The organism is Pantoea sp. Ae19-2 (assembly GCF_059801205.1).
In genome coordinates this window covers 2,925,402-2,947,665 of record NZ_JBCHWE010000001.1, presented here as the reverse complement: position 1 = coordinate 2,947,665, position 22,264 = coordinate 2,925,402, and the positions used below count along the sequence as shown (strand labels likewise).

23 protein-coding genes are annotated in these 22,264 nt (G+C 56.9%); 14 read left to right on the top strand and 9 right to left on the bottom strand.

The window, feature by feature from the left end:
- Positions 1-16 precede the first annotated feature (16 nt).
- On the top strand, positions 17-976 hold the full coding sequence (gene puuE, locus AAIE03_RS13700) for an allantoinase PuuE (RefSeq protein WP_014606528.1): 960 nt from the start codon (positions 17-19) through the stop codon (positions 974-976).
- Positions 977-1,070: 94 nt separating this feature from the next.
- On the opposite strand, the gene AAIE03_RS13695 is transcribed toward puuE, so the two are convergent.
- From AAIE03_RS13695 to AAIE03_RS13680, 4 genes are read right to left on the bottom strand one after another with little or no spacing between them, the layout of a single operon-like run.
- Positions 1,071-1,802 carry a class II aldolase and adducin N-terminal domain-containing protein gene (locus tag AAIE03_RS13695; RefSeq protein WP_014592986.1) on the bottom strand — a complete coding sequence of 244 codons (732 nt, stop codon included), beginning with the start codon at positions 1,800-1,802 and terminating at the stop codon, positions 1,071-1,073.
- Positions 1,803-1,845: 43 nt separating this feature from the next.
- On the bottom strand, positions 1,846-2,661 hold the full coding sequence (locus tag AAIE03_RS13690) for an ABC transporter substrate-binding protein (RefSeq protein WP_072137824.1): 816 nt from the start codon (positions 2,659-2,661) through the stop codon (positions 1,846-1,848).
- A 23-nt stretch (positions 2,662-2,684) separates the two neighbouring features.
- The gene (locus AAIE03_RS13685; protein ID WP_013024737.1) at positions 2,685-3,557 is read right to left on the bottom strand and encodes a phytanoyl-CoA dioxygenase family protein; all 873 of its coding nucleotides are present in this window, start codon (positions 3,555-3,557) and stop codon (positions 2,685-2,687) included.
- A 27-nt stretch (positions 3,558-3,584) separates the two neighbouring features.
- Positions 3,585-5,108, bottom strand: coding sequence for an amino acid ABC transporter permease/ATP-binding protein (locus AAIE03_RS13680; protein ID WP_029569676.1), 1,524 nt, complete (start codon positions 5,106-5,108; stop codon positions 3,585-3,587).
- A 424-nt stretch (positions 5,109-5,532) separates the two neighbouring features.
- Here AAIE03_RS13680 and AAIE03_RS13675 point away from each other — a divergent pair, with 424 nt between their 5' ends.
- The 5 genes from AAIE03_RS13675 to argE all read left to right on the top strand — a co-directional run bounded on the left by AAIE03_RS13675 (position 5,533) and on the right by argE (position 10,225).
- Positions 5,533-6,444 (top strand): LysR substrate-binding domain-containing protein, encoded by a 912-nt coding sequence (locus tag AAIE03_RS13675; protein WP_013024740.1) that lies wholly within the window; start codon positions 5,533-5,535, stop codon positions 6,442-6,444.
- A 245-nt stretch (positions 6,445-6,689) separates the two neighbouring features.
- On the top strand, positions 6,690-7,955 hold the full coding sequence (locus tag AAIE03_RS13670) for a flavin-containing monooxygenase (RefSeq protein WP_013024741.1): 1,266 nt from the start codon (positions 6,690-6,692) through the stop codon (positions 7,953-7,955).
- 17 nt (positions 7,956-7,972) lie between these two features.
- Entirely contained in the window at positions 7,973-8,407 is a 435-nt protein-coding gene (locus AAIE03_RS13665; RefSeq protein WP_013024742.1) for a RidA family protein, read from the top strand.
- A complete protein-coding gene (locus AAIE03_RS13660; RefSeq protein ID WP_498563045.1) occupies positions 8,404-9,078 on the top strand; it encodes a DUF1028 domain-containing protein in 675 nt (224 codons plus the stop codon). The genes AAIE03_RS13665 and AAIE03_RS13660 overlap by 4 nt, the downstream gene beginning before the upstream one ends.
- On the top strand, positions 9,056-10,225 hold the full coding sequence (gene argE / locus AAIE03_RS13655; RefSeq protein WP_498563168.1) for an acetylornithine deacetylase: 1,170 nt from the start codon (positions 9,056-9,058) through the stop codon (positions 10,223-10,225). Before AAIE03_RS13660 ends, argE begins: the two co-directional genes overlap by 23 nt.
- 56 nt (positions 10,226-10,281) lie before the next feature.
- On the opposite strand, the gene AAIE03_RS13650 is transcribed toward argE, so the two are convergent.
- On the bottom strand, positions 10,282-11,055 hold the full coding sequence (locus AAIE03_RS13650; RefSeq protein ID WP_014606522.1) for a HalD/BesD family halogenase: 774 nt from the start codon (positions 11,053-11,055) through the stop codon (positions 10,282-10,284).
- A gap of 98 nt (positions 11,056-11,153) precedes the next feature.
- Between AAIE03_RS13650 and AAIE03_RS13645 the strand changes: the two genes are divergently transcribed.
- Complete coding sequence (locus AAIE03_RS13645) at positions 11,154-12,101, top strand: LysR substrate-binding domain-containing protein (RefSeq protein ID WP_019106327.1); 948 nt, start codon at positions 11,154-11,156, stop codon at positions 12,099-12,101.
- Positions 12,102-12,180: 79 nt separating this feature from the next.
- Here AAIE03_RS13645 and hpxZ read toward each other — a convergent pair whose 3' ends face one another.
- The 4 genes from hpxZ to AAIE03_RS13625 are packed head-to-tail and all read right to left on the bottom strand — an operon-like array spanning position 12,181 to position 15,739.
- Positions 12,181-12,564, bottom strand: a complete 384-nt coding sequence (gene hpxZ, locus AAIE03_RS13640) for an oxalurate catabolism protein HpxZ (RefSeq protein ID WP_014606520.1) — start codon at positions 12,562-12,564, stop codon at positions 12,181-12,183.
- Positions 12,564-13,961 (bottom strand): AtzE family amidohydrolase, encoded by a 1,398-nt coding sequence (locus tag AAIE03_RS13635; RefSeq protein WP_013024748.1) that lies wholly within the window; start codon positions 13,959-13,961, stop codon positions 12,564-12,566. The genes hpxZ and AAIE03_RS13635 overlap by 1 nt, the downstream gene beginning before the upstream one ends.
- Positions 13,958-14,140 carry an oxalurate catabolism protein HpxX gene (gene hpxX / locus AAIE03_RS13630; RefSeq protein WP_498563044.1) on the bottom strand — a complete coding sequence of 61 codons (183 nt, stop codon included), beginning with the start codon at positions 14,138-14,140 and terminating at the stop codon, positions 13,958-13,960. Before hpxX ends, AAIE03_RS13635 begins: the two co-directional genes overlap by 4 nt.
- A 12-nt stretch (positions 14,141-14,152) precedes the next feature.
- Positions 14,153-15,739 carry a gamma-glutamyltransferase family protein gene (locus AAIE03_RS13625; RefSeq protein WP_014592991.1) on the bottom strand — a complete coding sequence of 529 codons (1,587 nt, stop codon included), beginning with the start codon at positions 15,737-15,739 and terminating at the stop codon, positions 14,153-14,155.
- Positions 15,740-15,895: 156 nt separating this feature from the next.
- On the opposite strand from AAIE03_RS13625, the gene hpxU reads away from it, so the two are divergent.
- The 7 genes from hpxU (at position 15,896) to hpxK (ending at position 22,264) form a co-directional block, all read left to right on the top strand.
- The gene (gene hpxU, locus AAIE03_RS13620; RefSeq protein ID WP_013024751.1) at positions 15,896-16,735 is read left to right on the top strand and encodes a MurR/RpiR family transcriptional regulator HpxU; all 840 of its coding nucleotides are present in this window, start codon (positions 15,896-15,898) and stop codon (positions 16,733-16,735) included.
- A gap of 192 nt (positions 16,736-16,927) precedes the next feature.
- Positions 16,928-17,713, top strand: coding sequence for a transporter substrate-binding domain-containing protein (locus tag AAIE03_RS13615; protein ID WP_014592993.1), 786 nt, complete (start codon positions 16,928-16,930; stop codon positions 17,711-17,713).
- A gap of 10 nt (positions 17,714-17,723) precedes the next feature.
- Entirely contained in the window at positions 17,724-18,389 is a 666-nt protein-coding gene (locus tag AAIE03_RS13610) for an amino acid ABC transporter permease (protein ID WP_013024753.1), read from the top strand.
- A complete protein-coding gene (locus tag AAIE03_RS13605; protein ID WP_024471625.1) occupies positions 18,389-19,045 on the top strand; it encodes an amino acid ABC transporter permease in 657 nt (218 codons plus the stop codon). Before AAIE03_RS13610 ends, AAIE03_RS13605 begins: the two co-directional genes overlap by 1 nt.
- Positions 19,026-19,757 carry an amino acid ABC transporter ATP-binding protein gene (locus AAIE03_RS13600; protein ID WP_014592994.1) on the top strand — a complete coding sequence of 244 codons (732 nt, stop codon included), beginning with the start codon at positions 19,026-19,028 and terminating at the stop codon, positions 19,755-19,757. Before AAIE03_RS13605 ends, AAIE03_RS13600 begins: the two co-directional genes overlap by 20 nt.
- A gap of 21 nt (positions 19,758-19,778) precedes the next feature.
- Complete coding sequence (locus AAIE03_RS13595; RefSeq protein ID WP_498563043.1) at positions 19,779-21,014, top strand: pyridoxal-phosphate-dependent aminotransferase family protein; 1,236 nt, start codon at positions 19,779-19,781, stop codon at positions 21,012-21,014.
- Complete coding sequence (gene hpxK, locus AAIE03_RS13590; RefSeq protein WP_498563042.1) at positions 21,011-22,264, top strand: allantoate amidohydrolase; 1,254 nt, start codon at positions 21,011-21,013, stop codon at positions 22,262-22,264. The genes AAIE03_RS13595 and hpxK overlap by 4 nt, the downstream gene beginning before the upstream one ends.

Sequence of the window (22,264 nt, the reverse complement as noted above, 5' to 3'; positions counted from 1 at the left end):
CGACAGGATGCAAGTTATGACTGAAAGCCAGGATAAGAAAACCTACAGCTTCAATAAAAATTACCCGCGCGATCTAATCGGTTACGGCGCGAATCCTCCTCATGCGGCGTGGCCCAAAAAAGCGCGGGTGGCGGTGCAGTTTGTGCTCAACTACGAGGAGGGGGCCGAGAACAGCGTATTACATGGCGACACGGGTTCAGAGCAGTTCCTGTCTGACATCATTGGTGCCGCCAGCTATCCCGATCGTCACATGTCGATGGAATCGCTGTATGAATACGGTTCCCGAGCCGGTTTCTGGCGCATTCATAACGAGTTTCAGAAACGGGGATTGCCCCTCACCGTGTTCGGTGTGGCGATGGCCCTGGCGCGTCATCCGGAAATCGTAGACGCCATTAAACAGGCGAAGTACGACGTGGTCAGTCACGGCTGGCGCTGGATCCACTATCAGGGCATCGATGCTAAAACCGAGCGTCAGCACATGCAGCAGGCGGTGGATGTGTTAACGGATCTGTTTGGTCAGGCGCCGACGGGCTGGTACACCGGACGCGACAGCCCGAATACGCGTCGTCTGGTGGTCGAACAGGGCGGATTCAGTTACGACAGCGACTATTATGGCGACGATCTGCCCTTCTGGACGCAGGTTACCTGTCAGGATGGTACGGTAAAACCGCATCTGATCATTCCCTATACGCTCGAATGTAACGATATGCGCTTTGCATCGCCCCAGGGCTTTAACACCGCAGAGCAGTTCTTCACGTATTTGCGCGATACGTTCGACGTGCTGTATGAAGAAGGCGAGACCGCGCCCAAAATGATGTCGGTGGGGATGCACTGCCGCCTGTTAGGGCGCCCGGGAAAATTCCGCGCGCTACAAAACTTCCTTGACCACATTCAGCAGCATAAGGATGTGTGGATCTGTACCCGGCAGCAGATTGCCGAGCACTGGATAAAAACGCATCCCGCTTCAGAAGCGTAATCGCTTCCGGGCGGCAAGCGCGTGGCGGCAAAAGGCTGTCGCCACGTGCTGTCTTTGTTGCTGTCACCTGCGTGACAGCCGTGCGTGGAAGCGCTCAGTCGCACAGGGCGGGATCGGCCTCAATCATCAACTGCTTCATCTCCTCGAAATGCCGCAGAGAGAAGTCGGGAATACCTTCCCAGTCGCGGGCCGTTTTTTCCGCAACCTCATCGCTCAGGACTTTCAAGGGTTGCCCGGTAGACCAGGCGGTGACCAAAATCTGGCAGGCGCGCTCTAGCGTCCAGATGTCATCAAAGGCCTCGCCAATGGTCTGGGCGGTAACCATGACGCCGTGATTGCCCATTAACAGACGACGCTTATCGGTCAGCAGGCTGGCCAGACGTGCGCCTTCCTCTTTCGTATCGGCCATGCCACCGTATAACGTATCTACCGCGATGCGGTTGAAGTAGCGCGCGCTGTTTTGATCGACAGGCGGAATGTGCGGCTGCGCCAGGCAGGCAACGCTGGTGGTGTAAACCGGATGCAGATGCATCACGACCCGGGTTTCTGGCAGCCGCTGATGAATTTGCCCATGAATGGACCAGGCGGTGGCATCAACATCATCCCACTCTGCACAGGATGCATCCTCAGCATTGAGCAGCAGTAAATCGCTGGCGCGAAGGCGTGAAAAGTGTTTCCACTTTGGGTTCATCAGAAACTGCTTACCATCCGGTGAGACAGCGGCACTGAAATGATTCGCTACCGCCTCATGCATGCCCAGGTGGGCAATAATGCGGAAGGCTGCCGCCAGATCGATACGCGTTTGTTCTTCGAAAGAAAGCGCCATATTACCTCCTGAAAATGAACGCGTGCCCGGCACGCGTTTGAGATTAAGGCTTAGGCATCAAGGTCTTGAGATCGTCCGCCGTCGGCGCTTCAAAATGGTATTTTTTGAGCAGTGCGGCATACTCTGGCGTTTTACTGTAGGCTTCCAGCGCCGCAACCAGGGCCTGTTTCACCTCCGTATTGTCCTTCTTCACGCCGAAACCGTTTAATACGGGATAGATGAGCGTCGTGGAAGATATCTGGATGCGGTCGCCCAGCTTCTGGACAACGCCACGCGCCACCGCGGCATCGGTGATCTGCGCTTCCACCGCATGGGAAAGCATCGCCTGAGTCGTCTGAGGATCGGTCGCATATTCGCTGATCGCGATAGGGGGCTTACCGTTTTTCACACAGTAATCGTCAGACAGTTTATGCAACTGCTGTAGCCAGGAGGTGGCGCCCATCGAGCCAATTTTATGGCCGCAGAATGCTTCAGGCGTCTTGGGTTGATAATCACTTCCCTTCAGCGACAGGATAGCCTCGCCGCTTTTCAGGTAGGGAATCATGTCGATCACTTTCATGCGATCGGCGGTGATATACATCGACGAGTTAGTGATATCGAACCGGTTACTCTGTAAACCGGTGATCAGGTTAGGAAAACGGGTATCAATATTCACGGCCTGACGGCCCATCACTTTTGCCAGGCCATCAAGAAACTCAATGTCAAAGCCGGCAGGTTTATTATCCTTCATGTATTCATACGGAAAGAAGGTCATATCCGATCCGGCGATGATTTTACCTGGTTGTAAAAAGGCTGAGGCGTTAAATGACGCCAGGACAGCGCCTGCGGCAAGCAGACTTAATACACATGTTTTCATCATTATTATCTCTCTGTTAGGCGCAATCAGACGTTGGCAAGATCTTGACCTGCCTGCTGAACAAAGAACGAGGCTCCGCGCGGTTTCTGCGGCAGGCGAAGTTCATTTGGGGTGCTGCGGACCATGCCGCTTTCGTCACCATAAACCAGCGTTCCGGCATCCGGGCTGGGCAAGGGGTTTTCACCGAAAGGCAGCGCGTCTTCCGCCGCGTACACGGCGATAAACAGCGTGCGCGGCCACTCGGTTTCATTGGGGCTGGAGGCGTGCAGCAGCCTTGTGTGCATAAAGCACACGGACCCGGAGGGACCAAAGCAGGCGCTGGGCTGCTGACACTGCTCTTTCACCACCGCAGGCTCGACGGCCCCGGTAAAACGCCCGTCCTGCCAGTGCGAATACAGTGGTCCCCGATGGCTGCCCGGCACCACGTTCAGCGGGCCATTTTCCGGCGTGACCTCACTGACCATCAGCAGCGCGGTCACGATATCGTCGTTGCTGTGCGGGGTGAACAGGAAATCCTGATGCCATTCCACTTTCGTTGCGGTATGGGGCAGCTTCGAGTTGATCTTGCTGTGATGATAGCGTGCGCCGCTGCCACCAATTAACTGCCCGGCAATCTGCGCCATTCGTGACTGCAGTGCCGCATGGCGATAGGCGGCAGAGATGTCGTTTGGTGAGCTCACGCGACGCAAAGAAGGATGGTCGGCACTGTGATCGCTCTCAATGTCGAAACGCGAACGGCCATCCTGAGTATTGCCCCAGGGGGCACTCTGGCTGCGGCTTTCCTCAACCCATTGGTCAAAATCGTGCTGCAGCGCGGCGATTTCCTCGCTTGTCAGGACATGTTCAACTACCAGAAATCCCTGCTGGTGATACTGATCTACCTGCCACTGTTCAATCATGGTCGTGCCCTCGTGTTGAATACATCGTTACGCCAGCGAGACATCCTTCAGAAATGCTTCCACGCGCGGATGCTGGCCATCGCGCAGCGCCTGGGGTGCGTCGTCACAGACCACGCGTCCTTTTTCCATAAAGACAATTCGGTCAGAAACTTTGAAGGCAAAGTTCATCTCATGGGTCACGATCACCATGGTGATGCCCTCGCTTGCCAGGGCTTCAATCACCTGAAGGACTTCATTCACTTTTTCAGGATCCAGCGCTGACGTGGGTTCGTCGAACAGCATGATTTGGGGGCGCATCATTAAGGCGCGTGCAATAGCCACGCGTTGCTGCTGACCACCGGAGAGCTGATGAGGGTATTTCCACGCATGTTCGAGCATGCCGACTTTGAAAAGCAGCGCGGCGGCCTGCTGCTTTAAGGCCTGGGTGGGCGCGAGCTTGTGATAGCGCGGCGCCAGCATCAGGTTATCCATGACGTTGAGGTGGCTGAACAAGTTGAAGCTCTGAAAAACCATCCCAATGTTGAGGCGGTGCTCGGTATGCTCAATGAAGCGTGGCTTACGTTGTTCTCCCTGCTGACGAAGGTGAATAAAAGGTTTTCCGTTAATACGAATCTCACCGTTATCGATCTGCTCCAGGCCATTGAGCAGGCGAATCAGCGTGGTTTTTCCCGAGCCTGAAGGCCCGATCACCGAGACCACCTCACCAGCGTGGATCTGCAGGTTCACTGCGCCCAGTACTTCAACATTGTTGTAAGCCTTGTGAAGACGCAGGGCCTGCAACGCTGGCCCGCTGTCGTGCACTGCCTGACGAACCGGGCTCACCGCCGCGCGTTGTGCGAGGTCGAACAGTTGCGCATCGGGTTTGCCGGAAGGCTGACGCTGCGTGACGTCAAGATAACGCTCCAACTGCTTTAACAGGAAATCAAAGACGGTGACGATCAGCACGTAATAGAAAGCCACGGCAGCCATGGTTTCCATGACCAGAAAGTTCTGCGAGTAAAGCCGCTGGCCGACCATCAAAATTTCGGTAAGTGAGATAACAGAGACCAGCGACGTCAGCTTCACGATCGCGATGTATTCGTTCGCCAGCGCTGGCAAGGCCACACGCAGAGCCTGCGGAATAATAATGCGCCACTGAATACCGGCATAGCGTAGTCCCAGTGCCCGGGCAGCCTCGCTCTGGCCCCTGGGAATTGACAGCAGCCCGCCGCGGTGAATCTCCGCGATGTAGGCGCTCTCACAAATGGTCAGCGCGATAAACCCGGCCCAAAACGGATCGCTCAATATCGCCGACGTGGCGGGCACTGCCTGAGGCAGGTTGTAAACAAAGATCAGCAGCACCAGTAAAGGCAGGCTGCGAAAGAGCCAGATATAAAATCGGGCAGGCAGCGTCAACAAGGGATGGCGCGACTGCTTGGCCAGCGCCAGAATAAATCCCGCGATAATGCTCATTCCCCAGGTCAGCAGGCTCAGTTTGATGACGGTCCAGGTCGCCAGCCAAAAGTTAGCGTCGCTAAACAGACTGAACATATAGTTCCAGTTAAATGTCATGGGCTTGCTCACATTAAACAGAAGAGGGTTAGTCATTTAATTCTGTAATTCACTATGGCGGCATGACGGGAACGATAGCAATTAGTAATTTCTTTGGTTCTGATTTTAAAAAAACTATCCAATGGCTATCTGCCTTTTAAATGACGTGTTTTTAATATCACAGGGGAATAATTAGCGTATTGCTTCCCTTTTTGCGCTTATTTAGGGCAGGGCGCTGATCATTAAGACGCAACGTGAGAGTTATTGGTGCAATTTCTTTTTTTTGAGCGTCGCGATCGGTTGCGGCTAAAAAAACAGGCGGGCGGTATTTTTGAATAAAGGGCACGCAGGCTAACTGAACGTGATGTGGCACAGCATTTGCAGCGCTACTTAGTCGAAAACGAAGCAAAGCTTCCGGGTAGCCATAAAAAACAGAGGTAACGCTATGAGTCGCTTTACACTTAAACAGCTCAGGTATTTTGTCGCCGTCGTAGAGACAGAAAGCATTGCTGAAGCTTCGCGCCAACTGCATATCGCACAGCCCTCTATCTCTGTCTCCATTAAAAATCTGGAAGACGCCTTCGATCAGCAGCTGTTGATCCGTCATCATGCTCAAGGGGTTTCTCTGACGCCCGGTGGCCGCCGTTTTTATGAAAAAGCCCAGGAGCTGTTACGCCTGACACATGAGTTTGAGCAAAATTCACGTGCAGATAACACGCTGATTTCAGGAACGATTGCAATAGGTTGCTTCGAATCTGCGGCACCGCTGTACATGCCAAAACTGATTGCGGGCTTCAAAAAGCGTTATCCCGACATCACCATTGAACTTTACGATGGCGAGCAGCATGAACTGATGCACGGGCTCCATCGCGGACGTTTCGACCTGGCTTTCCTGTACGATCTTGAGCTGGATAACACGATACAAAAAGCGGCGTTGAACGCGCCGCATAAACCCTATGCGCTCTTACCAGTAAAGCATCCGCTGGCGCAAAAATCCCTCGTCACGTTGCGTGAGCTGAGTCAGGAACCCATGATTTTACTGGATGCTGTACCCAGCAGGAATTACTTCATCAATATTTTCAAAAGCAAAGGTTATCACCCGCAGGTTGCCTACAGTTCGCCCTCCATCGAAATGGTACGGTGCATGGTGGGGCAGGGATTAGGCTTTTCCGTGCTGGTCACCCGGCCTTACACGGATATGACTTATGACGGTGAAAAACTTGCGCAGATTGATATTGAAGATGAGATGGAAGCCTCGACGTTAATCATGGCCTGGTTAAGTCATAATGAACCGACGCGCCCAACAAAACTTTTTATGGACTATTGCCAGAATAGTGCATTAGGGCCGACGGCGTGAAAAGCAGGGTGCATTTATCGTGCAGTTCGGTAAGAAAAGGAAAAGTATTTTTGACCACGGTGTTGAGTCATTCCGCGTTGTAATCGTTGGGTGGCCATAATAATCGGCTGCACATCCTTTGCTTATTAATTTCTTATTCAGATATTAGCTTTATAATATTTTACCCATTCACTTGCCTCAAATAGTCTTGGCGCTATCGCGTGTCAGGAACACGTCATTGAAACGGCGGGCTTGAGGATGGTGGAATGACAATAACAGAGCAAGAAACAGACACCCTGGTGATTGGGGCAGGACAGGCCGGTATCGCCATGAGCGAGCATCTGGGGCGGCTCGGCATTCCGCATTGCGTGTTGGAAAAAAAACGTATTGCTGAGGCATGGCGGACCCGCCGCTGGGATTCGCTGGTCGCCAACGGCCCGGCCTGGCACGACCGGTTTCCCGGCATGACGTTTTCGGGGCAGGATCCCGACAGCTTTGTGCCTAAAGAACAGATCGCGGACTATTTTGAAGCCTATGCGCAACACATTAAAGCCCCTGTCAAGACCGGCGTCGAGGTCATCAGCGTGGCGCCCCGTGCCGGGCGCAGCGGGTTCGATGTCCTCACCTCTGAAGGCCCGCTCGTCGCTCAACGCGTGGTCGTTGCCACAGGCCCCTTTCAGAAGCCCATTATCCCCGCGATTGCGCCCACGGATGCGGGATTCACTCAATTGCATTCAGCAGACTATCGCAACCCGCAACAACTGCCTGAAGGCGGCGTGCTGGTGATCGGCGCAGGCTCGTCAGGGGTGCAGATTGCTGATGAGCTGCAGCGTGCAGGAAAAGACGTCTGGCTCTCTGTTGGGCCGCACGATCGGCCGCCGCGCCGTTATCGCAACCGGGATTTTTGCTGGTGGTTAGGTGTGCTCGGCCTGTGGGATGCTGCTGCCAGTCAACCGGGTAAAGAGCACGTCACCATTGCGGTCAGCGGCGCGCGAGGCGGCCATACCGTTGACTTTCGCAGGCTGGCGGAACAGGGCATCAACCTGGTCGGGTTAACGGAGCGCTTTTCCGGTGATGTCGTGACCTTTAAGCCCGATCTGGCGCAAAACATCGCCTCGGGTGATGAAAACTATTTATCCCTGCTTGACGCGGCGGATGCCTGGGTAAAACGGCATGGCCTGAATTTGCCCGAGGATCCGGCCGCGCGCGCGTTTCTGCCCGATCCGGAAAGCGTCTCGCATCCTGTGCAGTCGCTCAATCTCGTCCGCGCAGGGATAACCACCCTCATCTGGGCAACGGGCTATGCCACCGATTACAGCTGGCTGAAGGTTAACGCCTTTGACGAGAAGCGCAGACCCGTTCATCAACGCGGCGTTTCCACCGAGTCCGGGCTCTATTTTCTCGGGCTTCCCTGGCAGTCGCGCCGGGGGTCCTCGTTTATCTGGGGCGTGTGGCATGACGCAAAATATGTCGCCGACCATATTGCTATCCAGCGCCAGTATCAGGATTACCGTGCCGCTTCAGAAAACTGAACCAGGAGACTGTCTTTATGCCAACCCATACACGTATTCGGATGTTTAACACCAAAGAAACCTATCCCAATCAAACGCTGGACAACGATCTCTGCCAGGCCGTGCGTGCAGGTAACACGGTGTATCTGCGGGGCCAGGTCGGCACTGACTTCGACGGCAATCTGATTGGTCTGGGCGATCCGGCTGCACAGGCGGCGCAGGCGATGAAAAATGTGAAGCAACTGCTGGAAGAGGCAGGAAGCGACTTGTCGCATATCGTCAAAACCACCACCTATATTATCGATCCGCGCTATCGCGAGCCGGTGTACCGTGAAGTGGGAAAATGGCTCAAAGGCGTTTTCCCCGTCTCGACCGGTCTGGTGATTTCAGCCCTGGCGCAGCCGCAGTGGCTGATGGAAATAGATGTCATTGCGGTGATTCCGGATGACTGGAAAGGTGGAGCGACCCAATGACCTTATCGGTAACGGCACGTTGTGAAGAAACCGGTCAACTTGGCATCGCCATCAGTTCATCCAGCATCGCCGTGGGCGCGCGCTGCCCCTGGCTGCAGGCTGGCGTGGGGGCCGTATCCAGCCAGAACATTACGCTGCCTTCTCTGGGGCAGCAGATTCTGGTGTATCTGGATCAGGGCCGCGCGCTCGATGTGGCGCTCAAGCTGGCGCTGGCTGAAGACAGATTCAGTGACTACCGTCAGGTCGCCGCAATCGATATCCAGGGGAATACGGCGTTTTTCAGTGGCAGCCAAACCCTGGGGATCTGGAGCGTGGCTGAAGGAAAAAACTGTATCGCCGCAGGTAATATGCTGGCGGACAAAGGCGTGACGGCAGCAATGTGTGCGGCTTTTGCTGCGGCCTCCGGTGAACTGGCCAGTCGGCTGCTTGCGGCCCTTCAGGCCGGAGTAGCGGCGGGCGGAGAAGCCGGACCGTTACATTCTGCCGCGCTCAAACTGGTGGATGACTACACCTGGCCATTGGTGGATCTGCGCATCGACTGGACAGAAGGCGATCCTGTCGGACAACTGACGCAACTGTGGCTTGCCTATGAACCGCAGATGGAAGCCTATGTCACGCGCGCGTTGGATCCGCGTGATGCGCCAGCTTATGGCGTGCCCGGCGATGAATGACCGTTTACGGGCGATTCTGGCCTCACTGCTGGCCGTTGACACAACCAGCCGGGCGTCAAATCTGGCCCTGATTCAGTTTATTGACGACTACCTGACTGACAGAGGCGTGACGACGCAGTGGCTGCATGACGACAGCGGTAAAAAAGCCAATCTGTATTCGCGTCTGGGGCCGGACGGCGAGGGCGGGGTCATGCTGTCAGGGCACACGGACGTGGTGCCGGTTGAGGGACAAAACTGGTCCGTGCCGCCTTTCGCCCTGACGGAGCGTGACGGGCGATGTTATGGCCGGGGAAGCGCCGACATGAAAGGCTTTATTGCCTGCGTGCTGGCGTCGCTGGATGACTTTCTGCAACAGCCCCTCCGCATGCCCTTACATCTTGCTTTTTCCTATGACGAAGAGGTCGGCTGCCTGGGCGCTCGCTCGCTGGTGGCGATGCTCAATGCCTCAGCGGCAAAGCCCGCGATGTGTATCGTGGGTGAGCCGACCGGCATGCAGCCGGTTTACGGACATAAGGGAAAGCGGGCGGTGCGCTGCCGGGTACAGGGCCTTGCCTGCCATTCCGCCTATACGCACCAGGGTGTCAACGCGATTCACTATGCCGGGCGGCTAATTGCGCATCTTTTGCATCAGGAAGCGGCGCTCAGGCAGCAACGTGATGAACGGTTTGAACCGCCCTACAGCACGCTGCAGGTGGGCACGATTCAGGGCGGAACAGCACTCAATATTGTGCCTGAAACCTGCCAGTTTGATGTGGAGTGGCGAACGCTGCCCGATACGGATATACAGAACCTGTATGACAGTGTGCGCCACTTCGCCGAAGCTGAGCTGATGCCTGAAATGCAGCGCATTGATCCGGTATGTCACATTGCCTTTCAGCCGCTGAGCGACTATCCCGGCTTGCTGACGGATCCGCAGACCGACTTTGCCCGCTGGCTGGCGCAGTGGAGTGGGCAATACGACTTCACCACGGTGGCCTTTGGCACCGAAGGCGGGTTATTTAACGAGATGGGAATAGCGACCCTGGTTTGTGGGCCGGGAAGTATGGAACAGGGACACAAAGCAGATGAGTTTGTCAGTGTTGAACAGCTTGAACGCTGTATGACGATGTTAAAAAATCTGCGCCAGTGGATGCACGCGGCCGGTTAAGCCACGCAGGGCGGAACGCCCCGTGTGGCCTGAGCCCATCCGCTCGCCGGTGCCGTTTACAACCGACCGTAAAATGTCATCCGGGCCGTCTCAGACAAGGCGATGCCGGGCGCGGTATTGTAAGCCAGCACCGCCAGCATCCGGGTCACGTCGCCTTCGGTAGGCGTCACGCGATGCAGGGAATTACGTCCGCGAAACAGTACCAGGTCACCGGCTTCAATTGCCAGCTCTTCGACGGGCTGCTGTTCATCCAGCACGTCGGCCACGCCCGGATAATTCATCTCGCCCGCATCGGCATCCCGCAGATCTTTCACATACTGAAACCGCCCGCCGCCGGTTGGTTTCTGCACCAGTAACGTGATGGCAAACGACGAGTTATCGAAATGCCATCCCAGCTCTTTCCCGTGCGAGGCATAGTGAAGGTTAATGGACGACAAAGGATCGGCGTACGGATACAACGCCCCTTCATCAAGCACCTCACACAAAAAAGCCTGAAAAAGTGCATCGTCGTAGAGCTGACGCAGCGGAGAATCCAGCGCGATGACGTCATCAGTAATACAGCCCTTAGTGCTACTGACTTCGCGGTTCCTGGGATGCGTATCGCTAAACGCAGGGTCCGTTTTCATCAGGTAGACGTTATGCTTACTTTGGGTATGGTAAGCACGGTGGCGTTGCGCATCGCCTTCTGCGACGATGGCCGCTAAGGCGGCGGGCTGTAAAAAATTGCGCAGCACCAGCGCGCCCTGCTGATGAAGTTGCGTCCGACACTGTTGACGCCAGGCGTGACTGGACAGAGGATGTAAGTCAGTGCGTACCAGAGATTCAGACATCGTTTATTTCCTACGCGTGATTATTTAGTCATCACTGTAACGACGCCCGATTGTACTGAATACCAATAAATATTTAAGACCCTGATAAGGAAGCCTTAATGCCCACGCCGTCGTTGCGCCTGCCTAAAATTAACGTTATTCAGTCATTTAAGGTCGCTGCGGAGACCGGCAGCCTGACAAAGGCGGCGGCGCAGTTAGCCTTGACGCCAGCCGCGGTGAGCCAGCAGATTCGTCAGCTGGAAGATCACCTTGGCTGCGTCCTGTTTTTACGGACTCAGCATGGTGTCATGCTGACTGAGATGGGCAGGCAGTATCTCCGCTACGTGTCGGAAGCCTTCGATATACTGCAGCTTGGTCAACGGAATATCGGGCGAAAAGATACCGCCGCTCAGCTTACGCTGTATGCGCTTCCCGCACTGGCATCAAAATGGGTCCTGCCGCATTTGTCTGACTGGCGCGCGCGCTGCCCGCATGTCGGCCTCTCTCTTCATGGCACGCACGCCGACGTGGACTTCAGTAAAACCCCGGCTGATTTTGTTATTTGCTTTGGGGAAGAGGCCTATCCCAGGCTGAACAAACAGTATCTGTTCCATGATGAGGTTTTTCCGGTCGCCAGTCCCGCGCTGATCAATACCTTTGCTGCCGCAGACAGATTAAACCAGGCTCCGTTGATTCATCTCGACTGGGGGAAAGAGGGACGTTTTCTGCCGGACTGGCCTGCGTGGTTTGAGGCAAAAGGACTCCCTGAGCCCGTGGCGCAGCCCGGCCTGACGTTTAATCTGACCTCGCTGGCGATTGATGCGGCGGTGGCAGGCGCGGGGATGCTGTTAGGGCAACGTCACATGATTGCCGGGGAACTGGCCCGGGGCGAGTTGGTGGCGATCGATTCCTTATGTCTGCCGCTCAGTAAACCCTATTATCTTGCCTGGCCTGCGCGGACAGCCAGCCAGGAGGGAAGTGAGGAGATGATTGCCTGGCTGCGGGAACGCGCGGCAGAGCACGGTCCCGCCGGAAAGCCAGCCGGGGATGCCGCCTCCCTTTCCTGAGGGGCCTGCACTGGTCACCGGGACGATGATCGACCAGCATGAAGGTGAGGCATCCTTGCCTCTGGCGCAAGGGATCGGTTTAACTCATCAGACTGACCTGGGCCGCGACGATGCGCCAGCCTGAGGGGAATTTCACCCAGGTTTGTTGCTGACGGCCAATTTTCTCCGTGCCTGCACGGGTGAATTCGGTACTGCACACGGCAAAGGCATCGCCAAAGGTGGTGATCACCGTATTCTGTAAGGTGCGATCCAGCCCCGCCGAAGGGCGGGCGGCACGGAAAGCGCGAATCTCATCAATGCCGTACAGGTTCTCTCCGGCACCCAGCCGCACCGTTCTGGCATCGTGCCAGAATAGCGCATCCAGAACGGCAATATCGTTGCCCGTCAGCGCCTGTTCGTAACGGTAAAAGGCGGCGGTTACGGCATCCAGCACGTCGGGGCGGTTAATCTCTTCAGTATTCATCAGGCTCCAGCCATACAGGTAGGCGAAAATGTCAGACCTTGTTGTTCAAGGGCAAAGGCGGCTCGTAATACCGCCTGTTCGTTAAACGGCGCACCGATAAGCTGTACGCCAATCGGCAAGCCGCTTGCCGTGGCCAGTGGAACAGTACAGACGGGCAGGCCGAGAAAAGAGATCGGTTGGGTTAACATGCCCATGCTGGCCTTGGTCGGCAAGTTCTGGCCGTTGATGGCGATGGTTTCCTGACCTATCAGCGGCGCGCTGCAAGGGGTGGCGGGGGCGATCAGGACATCAAACCGCTCAAACAACGGCAGTATTTGCTGTTGGAAATGACGACGGAAGCGTTGCGCCTGCACATACCACGCACCCGGCAGCATCGCGCCCGCCAGCAGGCGCTCACGGGAATGAGGTTCGAACCGTTCAGGTTGCTGACGCAGCGCCGGCAGATAGTGATTGCCGCCTTCTGACGCGGTCATAATAAAGGCGGCTGAGCGGGCCAGTTCGGCTTCCGCCATAATCACTTCCTCACTAGCCTGCAACGCGGTCGCGATTTGAATCTGCGCGGCACGGGCATCATGATCACACCACGTCGAAAAGAAGCCGCCCAGAACCGCACAGCGCAAATCCTGTGCCCCCCGTTCCAACTGAGGCCGCGTGGGTGCCTGAGGCCGATCGGCCTGAAAGGCATCCATGCTGTCTTTACCCTGCAGGAGATCGTAAACCTGCGCCAGATCGTCAACGCGGCGGGCAAAGGGACCGATGTGATCCAGACTGGCGACAAACGGATGGCTACCGCTGCGGGACAGGCGACCAAAGGTTGGCTTCAGGCCAAAGATGCCGCACAGGGAAGCCGGCACGCGTATCGATCCATTGGTATCCGTGCCCAGCGAGAAAGGCACCAGTCCGGCCGCCACGGCTGCCGCTGAACCGCCGGAGGATCCCCCGGCGATCCGCGCCAGATCATGCGGATTGCGCGTGGCGCCATAGTGGCTGTTTTCAGTGGTAAAACCGTAGGCATAGGCATCCATATTCACCATGCCAGAAAGCAGGGCGCCGGCCTGTTGCAGTTGGGTGATGGCAAAGGCGTCACGGTTGGCTGCCGGGCGCTGACGAAATAATTCAGCCCCAGCCAGGGTTGAGTAACCCTGCACATCAAACAGGTTTTTTACCGCATAGGGAATGCCCGCCAGCGGCGGTAACATCTCACCGCGCAGGCGCTGTTTATCAATCGCATCCGCTTCCTGCAACATTCGCGTTGAAGTGATATCCGTCCAGACATTCAGCTGCGGATTCTGTTTCTCAATCGCGGTCAGCGTCTGCTCCGCCACTTCACGCGCACTGATCTCTCCCTGCTGAATCTTCTGCTGAAGTGCCTGAATGGAAACCTCGCTCAGCCTCATGCGTTGTACACTCCTGCAACTTCAAGACGATCGTCCAGCGGATAAGCCATCAGCGGGGCCGCCATATCGGCAATGCGCGTCATCTGGACCAGCAGGGCTGCACGGCGTGCGTCGTCCAGGTCCAGATGAAGAATGTGTTCCATTTGGGCGATATAGGTTGCCCACTCAATGTGATTCATAACGTACTCCTGTCAAAAACCGGCGGCGCTGCCGTTGCTACGCGGATCGCTTGCGCCTTCGAACATACCGTTGTTGTGACGAACAATCGCACCTGCATGGCCGACGACTTCACTGAATGGCGGAAGTGACTCCACCTCATGGCCTAACTGACGTAACCGCTCCAGCGTTTCTGGCGCGAAGCGACTCTCCAGCTTGAGGGAATCCGAGGTCTGTCCCCACGTTCGGCCCAACAGCCAGCGGGGTGCGCTGACCGCCTGTTGCAGCGGCAGGCGCTGGATCACATGGCGGGTAAAAATGGCAGCCTGGGTCTGGGGCTGTCCGTCACCGCCCATGGATCCATATACCATCGTCCGGCCGTCTTTCAGGCGCGCCGCGGCAGGGTTCAGCGTGTGGAAAGGTTGTTTACCCGGGGCGAGTGCCAGCAGGTGATCGGGATCGAGGCTGAAAGCCGCTCCGCGGTTTTGCCAGACGATCCCGGTGCCGGGCATCACCACGCCACTGCCAAATTCATGATAAATGCTCTGGATAAAAGAGACGGAAAGGCCGCTGCTGTCCATGACGCCCATCCAGACGGTATCGCCGGGGCCTCGTCCGGTTCCCCATGGCGCGGCGCGGTTATCATCAATCTGGCTGGCGATCGTTGTGAGCAGATCGCTGTCGAGCAGCGCCTGCAGATCGTCCACCACATGACGGGGATCGGTGATGTGCCGATCGCGTAAAGCAAACGCTTTTTTTGTCGCCTCAACGATGCGGTGAATGGTTTGTGCTTCATCGGCATTCGCCATATCCAGATGATCGGTAATGCCCAGGATCGCCAGAGAAACCAGCCCCTGCGTCGGCGGTGTGATATTCCAGATATCGCCTTCACTATGTCTGACATGCAACGGCTTGACCCGACTGGCCCGCTGCTGCTGTAAATCGGCCAGGGTAACGGGAATGCCCAGGTTGACCATCTCGCCTGCCAGATGGTGCGCCAGCGTGCCGCGATAAAAGCTTTCCAGCCCTTCTTCACTTAGCAGGCTGAGCGTGCGCGCCAGGTCGGGTTGGGTGAAACGACTGCCTTCCGCCGGAACATCTCCGTCCGGCAAAAACAGGGCGGAAAAGCCGGGCTGATGCTGGAGCTCTTCGCGCTTGCTGCGGGTGGCCGCGGCCTGCGAGGCCGTGACCGGAATGCCGTCTGCTGCGTAACGCACCGCGTCACGCAGTAATCGTGCCAGGGGCAGGGGCGTGCCGCCCAGCTCGGCTGACAGCGCCAATGCCTCATGCCAGCCGCTCACCGTGCCCGCCACCGTTAATGCGGCTTTTGGCCCGCGATGTGGAATTTGCGTTTCACCCTGATAGAAGTCGATATTTGCAAGAGAACCCGCTCTGCCGCTGGCGTCGATAGCAATGGGGTCGCCCTTACCCGGCATTATCAGCCAGAAACCGTCCCCGCCCAGGCCGTTCATATGCGGATAGACGACGGCAATAGTCGCAGCAGCGGCCACCATGGCCTCAATCGCATTGCCGCCTTCACGCAGCACCGCCAGCGCACTTTCACTGGCCAGATGATGAGGCGTTACCGCCATGCCCAGCGGGGCCATATTGCTCTGAATCATGCTCTTCTCATTGTGTTATTCAGGGTACAGAACCAATAACTAAGCAAGAGCCGTTCCAGTTTTTATCGCCGCGAAGGATCGGAACCGGTTTATCTGGCCCAAATTATGCTAGCTTCTGTTAAACCCCGCGGTTGAAACAAAAGTTACAGGACCTGAATGAAACAGCTTGATGAACGGCTCAAAACCCACTACCCCCAGCTTTCGCCGCAGGAGCAGCGCATTGCCGACTTTATCTTTGACCACTTCGACGATCTGATTAGCTATAACAGCGCCGAGCTGGCGCGCCTGAGCGGCGTGTCAAAAGCGACCGTCAGCCGGCTGTTTAAACGGCTCGGTTATGACAAGTACAAAGATATGCGCGATGAGCTGCGTACCCTGCGCCAGAGCGGGATGCCGCTAACGGATAACCGCGATGCCGTACAGGGCAATACCTTACTGTCGCGCCATTACAAGCAGGAGATGGCCAACCTGACACAGTGGGTAAACAGCATTGATGCCCGGCAGTTTACTGAGGTGATCGCTCAACTGGCTCAGGCGAAACGTATCTACATTGTCGGCATGCGCAATGCCTATCCGGTGGCGCTGCACCTGCGCCAACAGCTGATACAGACGCGTTCGCAGGTGCATATCCTGCCCCAGCCGGGACAGACGCTGGCCGAGGACCTGGTGGATATAACGCCTGAGGATATGGTCGTGGTTATCGCCTTCCGGCGGCGCACCCGCATTATCCAGCCGCTGATGCAGCAGTTGCAAAGCGCCGCTATTCCCGTGCTGGCGCTGTGCGAGCCTCAGGCGCAGAGCGTTATCGCCCTGGCGCGCTGGCAGTTTTGCGCACCGCTGGACAGCGTGTCAGCGTTTGACAGTTACGCGTCGGCCATGAGCCTGATCAACCTGCTTGCCAATGCCTTGCTGCATGAACTGCTGTCAGACGGACGCCAGCGCATTCACCATATTGCCGATCTTTATCACCAGCTTGACGAGCTGGAGCACCGTTAACAGGCACCGTTTTGGTGCTTTGCCCCGTTTTGGAACGTCCTGCGGGGCAACGTCTGATGCCTCTGTATCGCTATAAATAGTGCTTAGCAGCCATTAAGTCGCTTTTTTCAGCGTGCGTCCGCGTTGGCACATTAGTTGCAGAATGCCTTCAATAAGAATCTTTTGTTTCACATAATCTCACCGGGGTGCATAATGAAAAAAGTTCTGATGGCGGTCGCAGCAGCGGCAGTATTGATGGTGCAGGCGGGCAACGTGTTGGCCGATCAACTGCAGGATATCCAGAAACGCGGCGTGCTGCGGGTTGCGGTACCGCAGGATTTCCCGCCGTTTGGCTCAGTGGGAACCGATCTGCAACCCCAGGGCTATGACATCGACATGGCGAAGTATCTGGCTAAGCAGATGAAACTTAAGTTGCAGCTGGTGCCGGTCACCAGCGCGAACCGCGTACCTTACTTGCAAACGGACAAAGTTGACCTGGTGATCTCCAGCATGGGGAAAAACCCGGAACGCGAAAAGGTGATCGACTTTAGCCGGGCCTATGCGCCGTTCTTCCTGGGCGTTTTCGGTCCTAAAGGCGATCATCTGAAGGATGCCGCAGCACTGAGCGGTAAATCTGTTGGCGTCACCCGCGGTGCGGTAGAGGACATGGTACTGAGTGAGGTAGCCCCTAAGGATGCGCAGGTGAAACGTTATGAAGATAACAACACCACCTTATCCGCTTACCTCTCCGGCCAGGTGCAGTACGTGGCAACGGGTAACCTTGTGGTCGCGGCCATTACGCGTCAGAACCCGGCAAAAGCCCCTGTTGCGCAATTTATGCTGAAAGACTCTCCGTGCTATATCGGATTGAAGAAAGACGAGCCGGCGCTGAAAGACAAAGTGAATACGCTGATCGAGCAGGGCATTAAAGACGGCACGCTGAATAAAATGTCCGAAGAGTGGCTGAAAGCGCCGCTGCCAGCCAACCTGGGCGCATAAGGATGGAGCAATGACCGGGCAACTTAATTTCCCTGCATTGTGGCCGTACTGGCCGGAGTTGCTCTCCGGCCTGTGGGTAACGATCCAGTTAACCGTGCTGGCAACGGTCGGGGGCGTCAGTATCGGTATCATCGGCGCGGCGCTGCGCAGTGGTAAACCCAGTTGGTTAAGCCGCCTGTGGGGCCTCTATGTTGAACTGATACGCAACACGCCGTTTGTGGTGCAGCTGTTCTTTATTGTGTTCGGCTTGCCGAACCTGGGGCTGAAACTCACTGCGGGTGAAGCCGCGCTGCTGGCCATGCTGGTTAACCTGGGGGCTTACAGTACGGAAATTATCCGTGCCGGTATTCAGGTCACGCCAAAAGGGCAGTGGGAAGCCGGTCGGGTTCTGGGGTTGACGCGCAGCCAGACGTTTTTACGCGTGGTTTTGCCGCCGTCGCTGCAGCGGATTTATCCGGCGCTGGTGAGCCAGTGCATCATTGTCATGCTGGGATCGTCGGTGGTTTCGCAGGTCTCCTACGAGGAACTGACCTTCGCCGCCAACCTGATTCAGTCGCGCACCTTTTTGAGTTTTGAAGTCTACTCGGTGACCACGCTGATTTACCTGGCGTTGTCGATTGTGATGCGTCAGCTGCTGCTGGCGATTGGCCGCAAATGGCTGGGGGTGCAGGCATGATGACAACCTTTACTGACTGGGACATCCTGCGCAATCTGCTGCTGGCGGCTCGCTGGACCATCGCGCTGTCGCTGGTGGCCTTTTTAGGCGGCACGCTGGTCACGCTGCCGCTGCTGTTTTTACGCCTGTTAAAGCGTAAATGGCTGACGCGCGTGATCCGTGCCTATACCGAACTGTTCCAGGGCACGCCGCTGCTGATGCAGCTGTTTCTGGCTTTCTTTGGCGTCGGACTGTTCGGTATCGACGTCGCGCCCTGGACCGCCGCCTCGCTGGCGCTGACCTTTTATACCAGCGCGTTTCTGCTGGATATCTGGCATGGCAGTATTCAGGCCCTGCCCAAGGGCCAGTGGGAAGCATCACGCTGCCTCGGGCTTGATTTTGGTCAGACGCTGACGCGGGTCATCGCACCCCAGGCGATTCGCATTGCGATTGCCCCCACGGTGGGATTTGCGGTGCAGGTGATCAAAGGCACGGCGCTGGCATCCATTATCGGGTTCGTCGAGCTGACCAAGGCCGGCACCATTCTGAATAACGTGACCTATCAGCCCTTTAAAGTCTTTGGGCTGGTGGCACTGGGCTATTTCCTGCTGTGTTATCCGCTGTCGCGTTACAGCCAGTATCTGGAGAAAAAATTTAATGCCGCTCATCACCATTAATCAGGTGCAGAAGTATTACGGCACCAACCACGTTCTCAAAGGCGTGGATCTGGATATCGATATGGGAGAAGTGATCTCCATTATCGGGCGCAGCGGTTCAGGCAAAAGTACGCTGTTGCGCTGCATGAACGGGCTGGAAGGCTATCAGGATGGCAGCATTAAACTCGGCGGTATGACGATTACCGACCGTGATTCCCAGGCGCGGGAAATCAGCCGCTCAGTCGGCATGGTGTTTCAGAACTTCAATCTGTTCCCGCATATGACGGCGCTGGAAAACGTCATGCTGGCGCCGCGTCGGGTACTGAAAAAAAGCCAGGCCGAGTGCCGCGAACTGGCGGCGCGCATGCTGGAAAAAGTGGGGCTGGGCGAGCGGCTGGATTATTACCCTTCCAGCCTGTCTGGTGGTCAGCAGCAGCGCGTTGCCATTGCCCGCGCGCTGGCGATGGAACCCCGCGTCTTACTGTGTGATGAGATTACCTCTGCACTGGATCCTGAGCTGGTCGGTGAAGTGCTAAAAGTGCTGGAACAGCTTGCCGCCGAGGGCATGACGTTGATTCTCGTCACCCATGAAATGAACTTCGCCCGCGACGTGGGCGATCGTGTGGTCTTTATGCATCAGGGGCGCGTCTGGGAGCAGGGCGACAGTAAAACGCTGTTCGCTTCTCCACAGACGGCGGAGCTAAAGCAGTTTATTTCCTCTGTGCGTCTTTGAGTGCTTAACAAGGAATTCACTATGGATATCTCTCAATTTCCGCAAATTAATCCTCCTCAGCGTCTGTTAATGGGGCCTGGCCCTATCAATGCCGATCCGCGCGTGCTGCGTGCGATGTCGAGCCAGCTGCTCGGGCAATACGATCCGGCCATGACGCACTATATGAATGAGGTGATGGCGCTGTATCGTGGCGTGTTTCGCACGGAAAACCGCTGGACGTTACTGATTGACGGCACCTCACGCGCCGGTATTGAGGCAATTCTGCTGTCGGCGATTCGCCCCGGCGATAAAGTGCTGGTGCCGGTCTTTGGCCGTTTTGGTCATCTGCTGTGTGAAATTGCCCGCCGCTGCCGTGCCGATGTGCACACGATTGACGTGCCATGGGGCGAGGTCTTTACGCCAGACCAGATTGAAGACGCCATCAAAAAAGTCAAACCGCGCCTGTTGCTGACCGTGCAGGGCGATACCTCGACCACCATGCTGCAGCCGCTGGCTGAGTTGGGTGCCATCTGCAAAAAATATGGCGTGCTGTTCTATACCGATGCGACGGCGTCGCTGGCGGGCAATGCGCTGGAAACCGATGCATGGGGACTGGATGCGGTCTCCGCGGGCATGCAGAAATGCCTGGGCGGCCCGTCCGGAACCTCCCCGATCACGTTAAGCGATGAGATGGCGGCGATAGTCCGCAAGCGCAAATGCGTGGAGCAGGGGATCCGCACCGACGCGCATCAGGATGGTGACGACGAGATGATCTACTCCAACTATTTCGATCTCGGCATGATCATGGACTACTGGGGCCCGGAACGGCTCAATCACCATACTGAAGCCACCAGCGCCCTGTTCGGCGCGCGTGAGTGTGCGCGTCTGATTCTGCAGGAAGGGCTGGACAACGGCATTGCCCGCCACCAGCTTCACGGCGAGGCGATGCTGAAAGGCATTCAGGGAATGGGGCTGGAAACCTTTGGCGATCTCAGTAACAAGATGAGCAATGTCCTGGGCGTGGTGATTCCCCAGGGCGTCAATGGCGATGAAGTGCGTAAGCTCATGCTGGAGGATTTTGGCATTGAGATCGGCACGTCCTTTGGCCCGCTGCATGGCAAAGTGTGGCGCATCGGCACCATGGGTTATAACGCGCGTAAAGACTGCGTGATGCAAACGCTGGCGGCGCTGGAAATGGTCCTGTCCCATGTCGGTTATCGTACGCCACAGGGGGCCGGTTCGCAGGCGGCATGGAACCACTATGGGAGCAATGCATGATGATGAATGCCAGCGAGGCTCAGATTGCCGCTCGGCGCGTGATGGCGCGCTGTGACGCGCTGGCTGAGATCAGTGAAAGCGATCAGGGCCTGACACGGGTTTACCTGTCGCCAGAGCACCTGCGGGCCAATGCGCGCGTGGGCGAATGGATGCAGGCTGCCGGTATGACGGTCTGGCAGGATGAGGTGGGCAATATCTGCGGTCGCTATGAGGCCGCGCAGCCCGGCGCTCCCGCACTGTTATTGGGTTCGCATCTGGACACGGTACGCAACGCCGGCCGCTATGACGGGATGCTGGGCGTGCTGAGCGCCATTGAAACCGTCCAGTGGCTGCACGATCGCCAGCGTCGATTGCCGCTGGCCATTGAAGTCATCGGCTTCGGGGATGAAGAGGGCACGCGCTTTGGCATCACGTTGCTGGGCAGTCGCGGCATTACCGGCACCTGGCCTGACAGCTGGCCGACACATCCTGACGGCAACGGCATCACGGTTTCCCAGGCGATGAGCGACGTGGGGCTGGAAGCCAGTCAGATCCAGCGTGCCGCGCGCAACGTCAGCGATATCGTGGCCTATCTGGAGCTGCACATTGAGCAGGGACCTTGCCTGGAGCAGGAAGATCTCGCGCTCGGGGTGGTCACGGCGATCAACGGTGCCCGTCGCCTGAACTGCTGCTTTACGGGCGAGGCGGGCCATGCCGGTACGGTGCCGATGAAGCATCGTAAAGATGCCCTGGCGGCGGCGGCGGAATGGATGGTGTTTATTGAACACACGACGCGCGAACAGCCGGGGCAGTTAGTGGCAACGGTAGGCACGCTCAACTGCGCACCGGGCGCGGTCAACGTCATTCCGGGCGAGGTGAATCTGTCGCTGGATGTGCGCGGACCCGAGGACGCACCGCTTGAAGCGCTGCTGTCCGCCTTGCTGACCCAGGCGGAAGCCATTGCGCTGCGTCGGGGATTAACCTTCGAATCTCATGAGTATTACCGCATTGCGGCGACGGCCTGCGATGCCGGATTGCAACAGGCGTTGAGCCACGCGGTTGAAACCGTACAGGGGCGCAGCCTGGCCCTGCCCAGTGGCGCAGGCCATGATGCTATCGCAATCGCAGAACGCTGGCCGGTAGGCATGCTGTTTGTGCGTAACCATCGCGGTATCAGCCACCATCCGGCCGAATCGGTCAATGAAGCCGATGTCGCCCCGGCGGTTCAGGCCTATTTGCAGACGATATGTCACCTTGCGGAGCAGCATTAA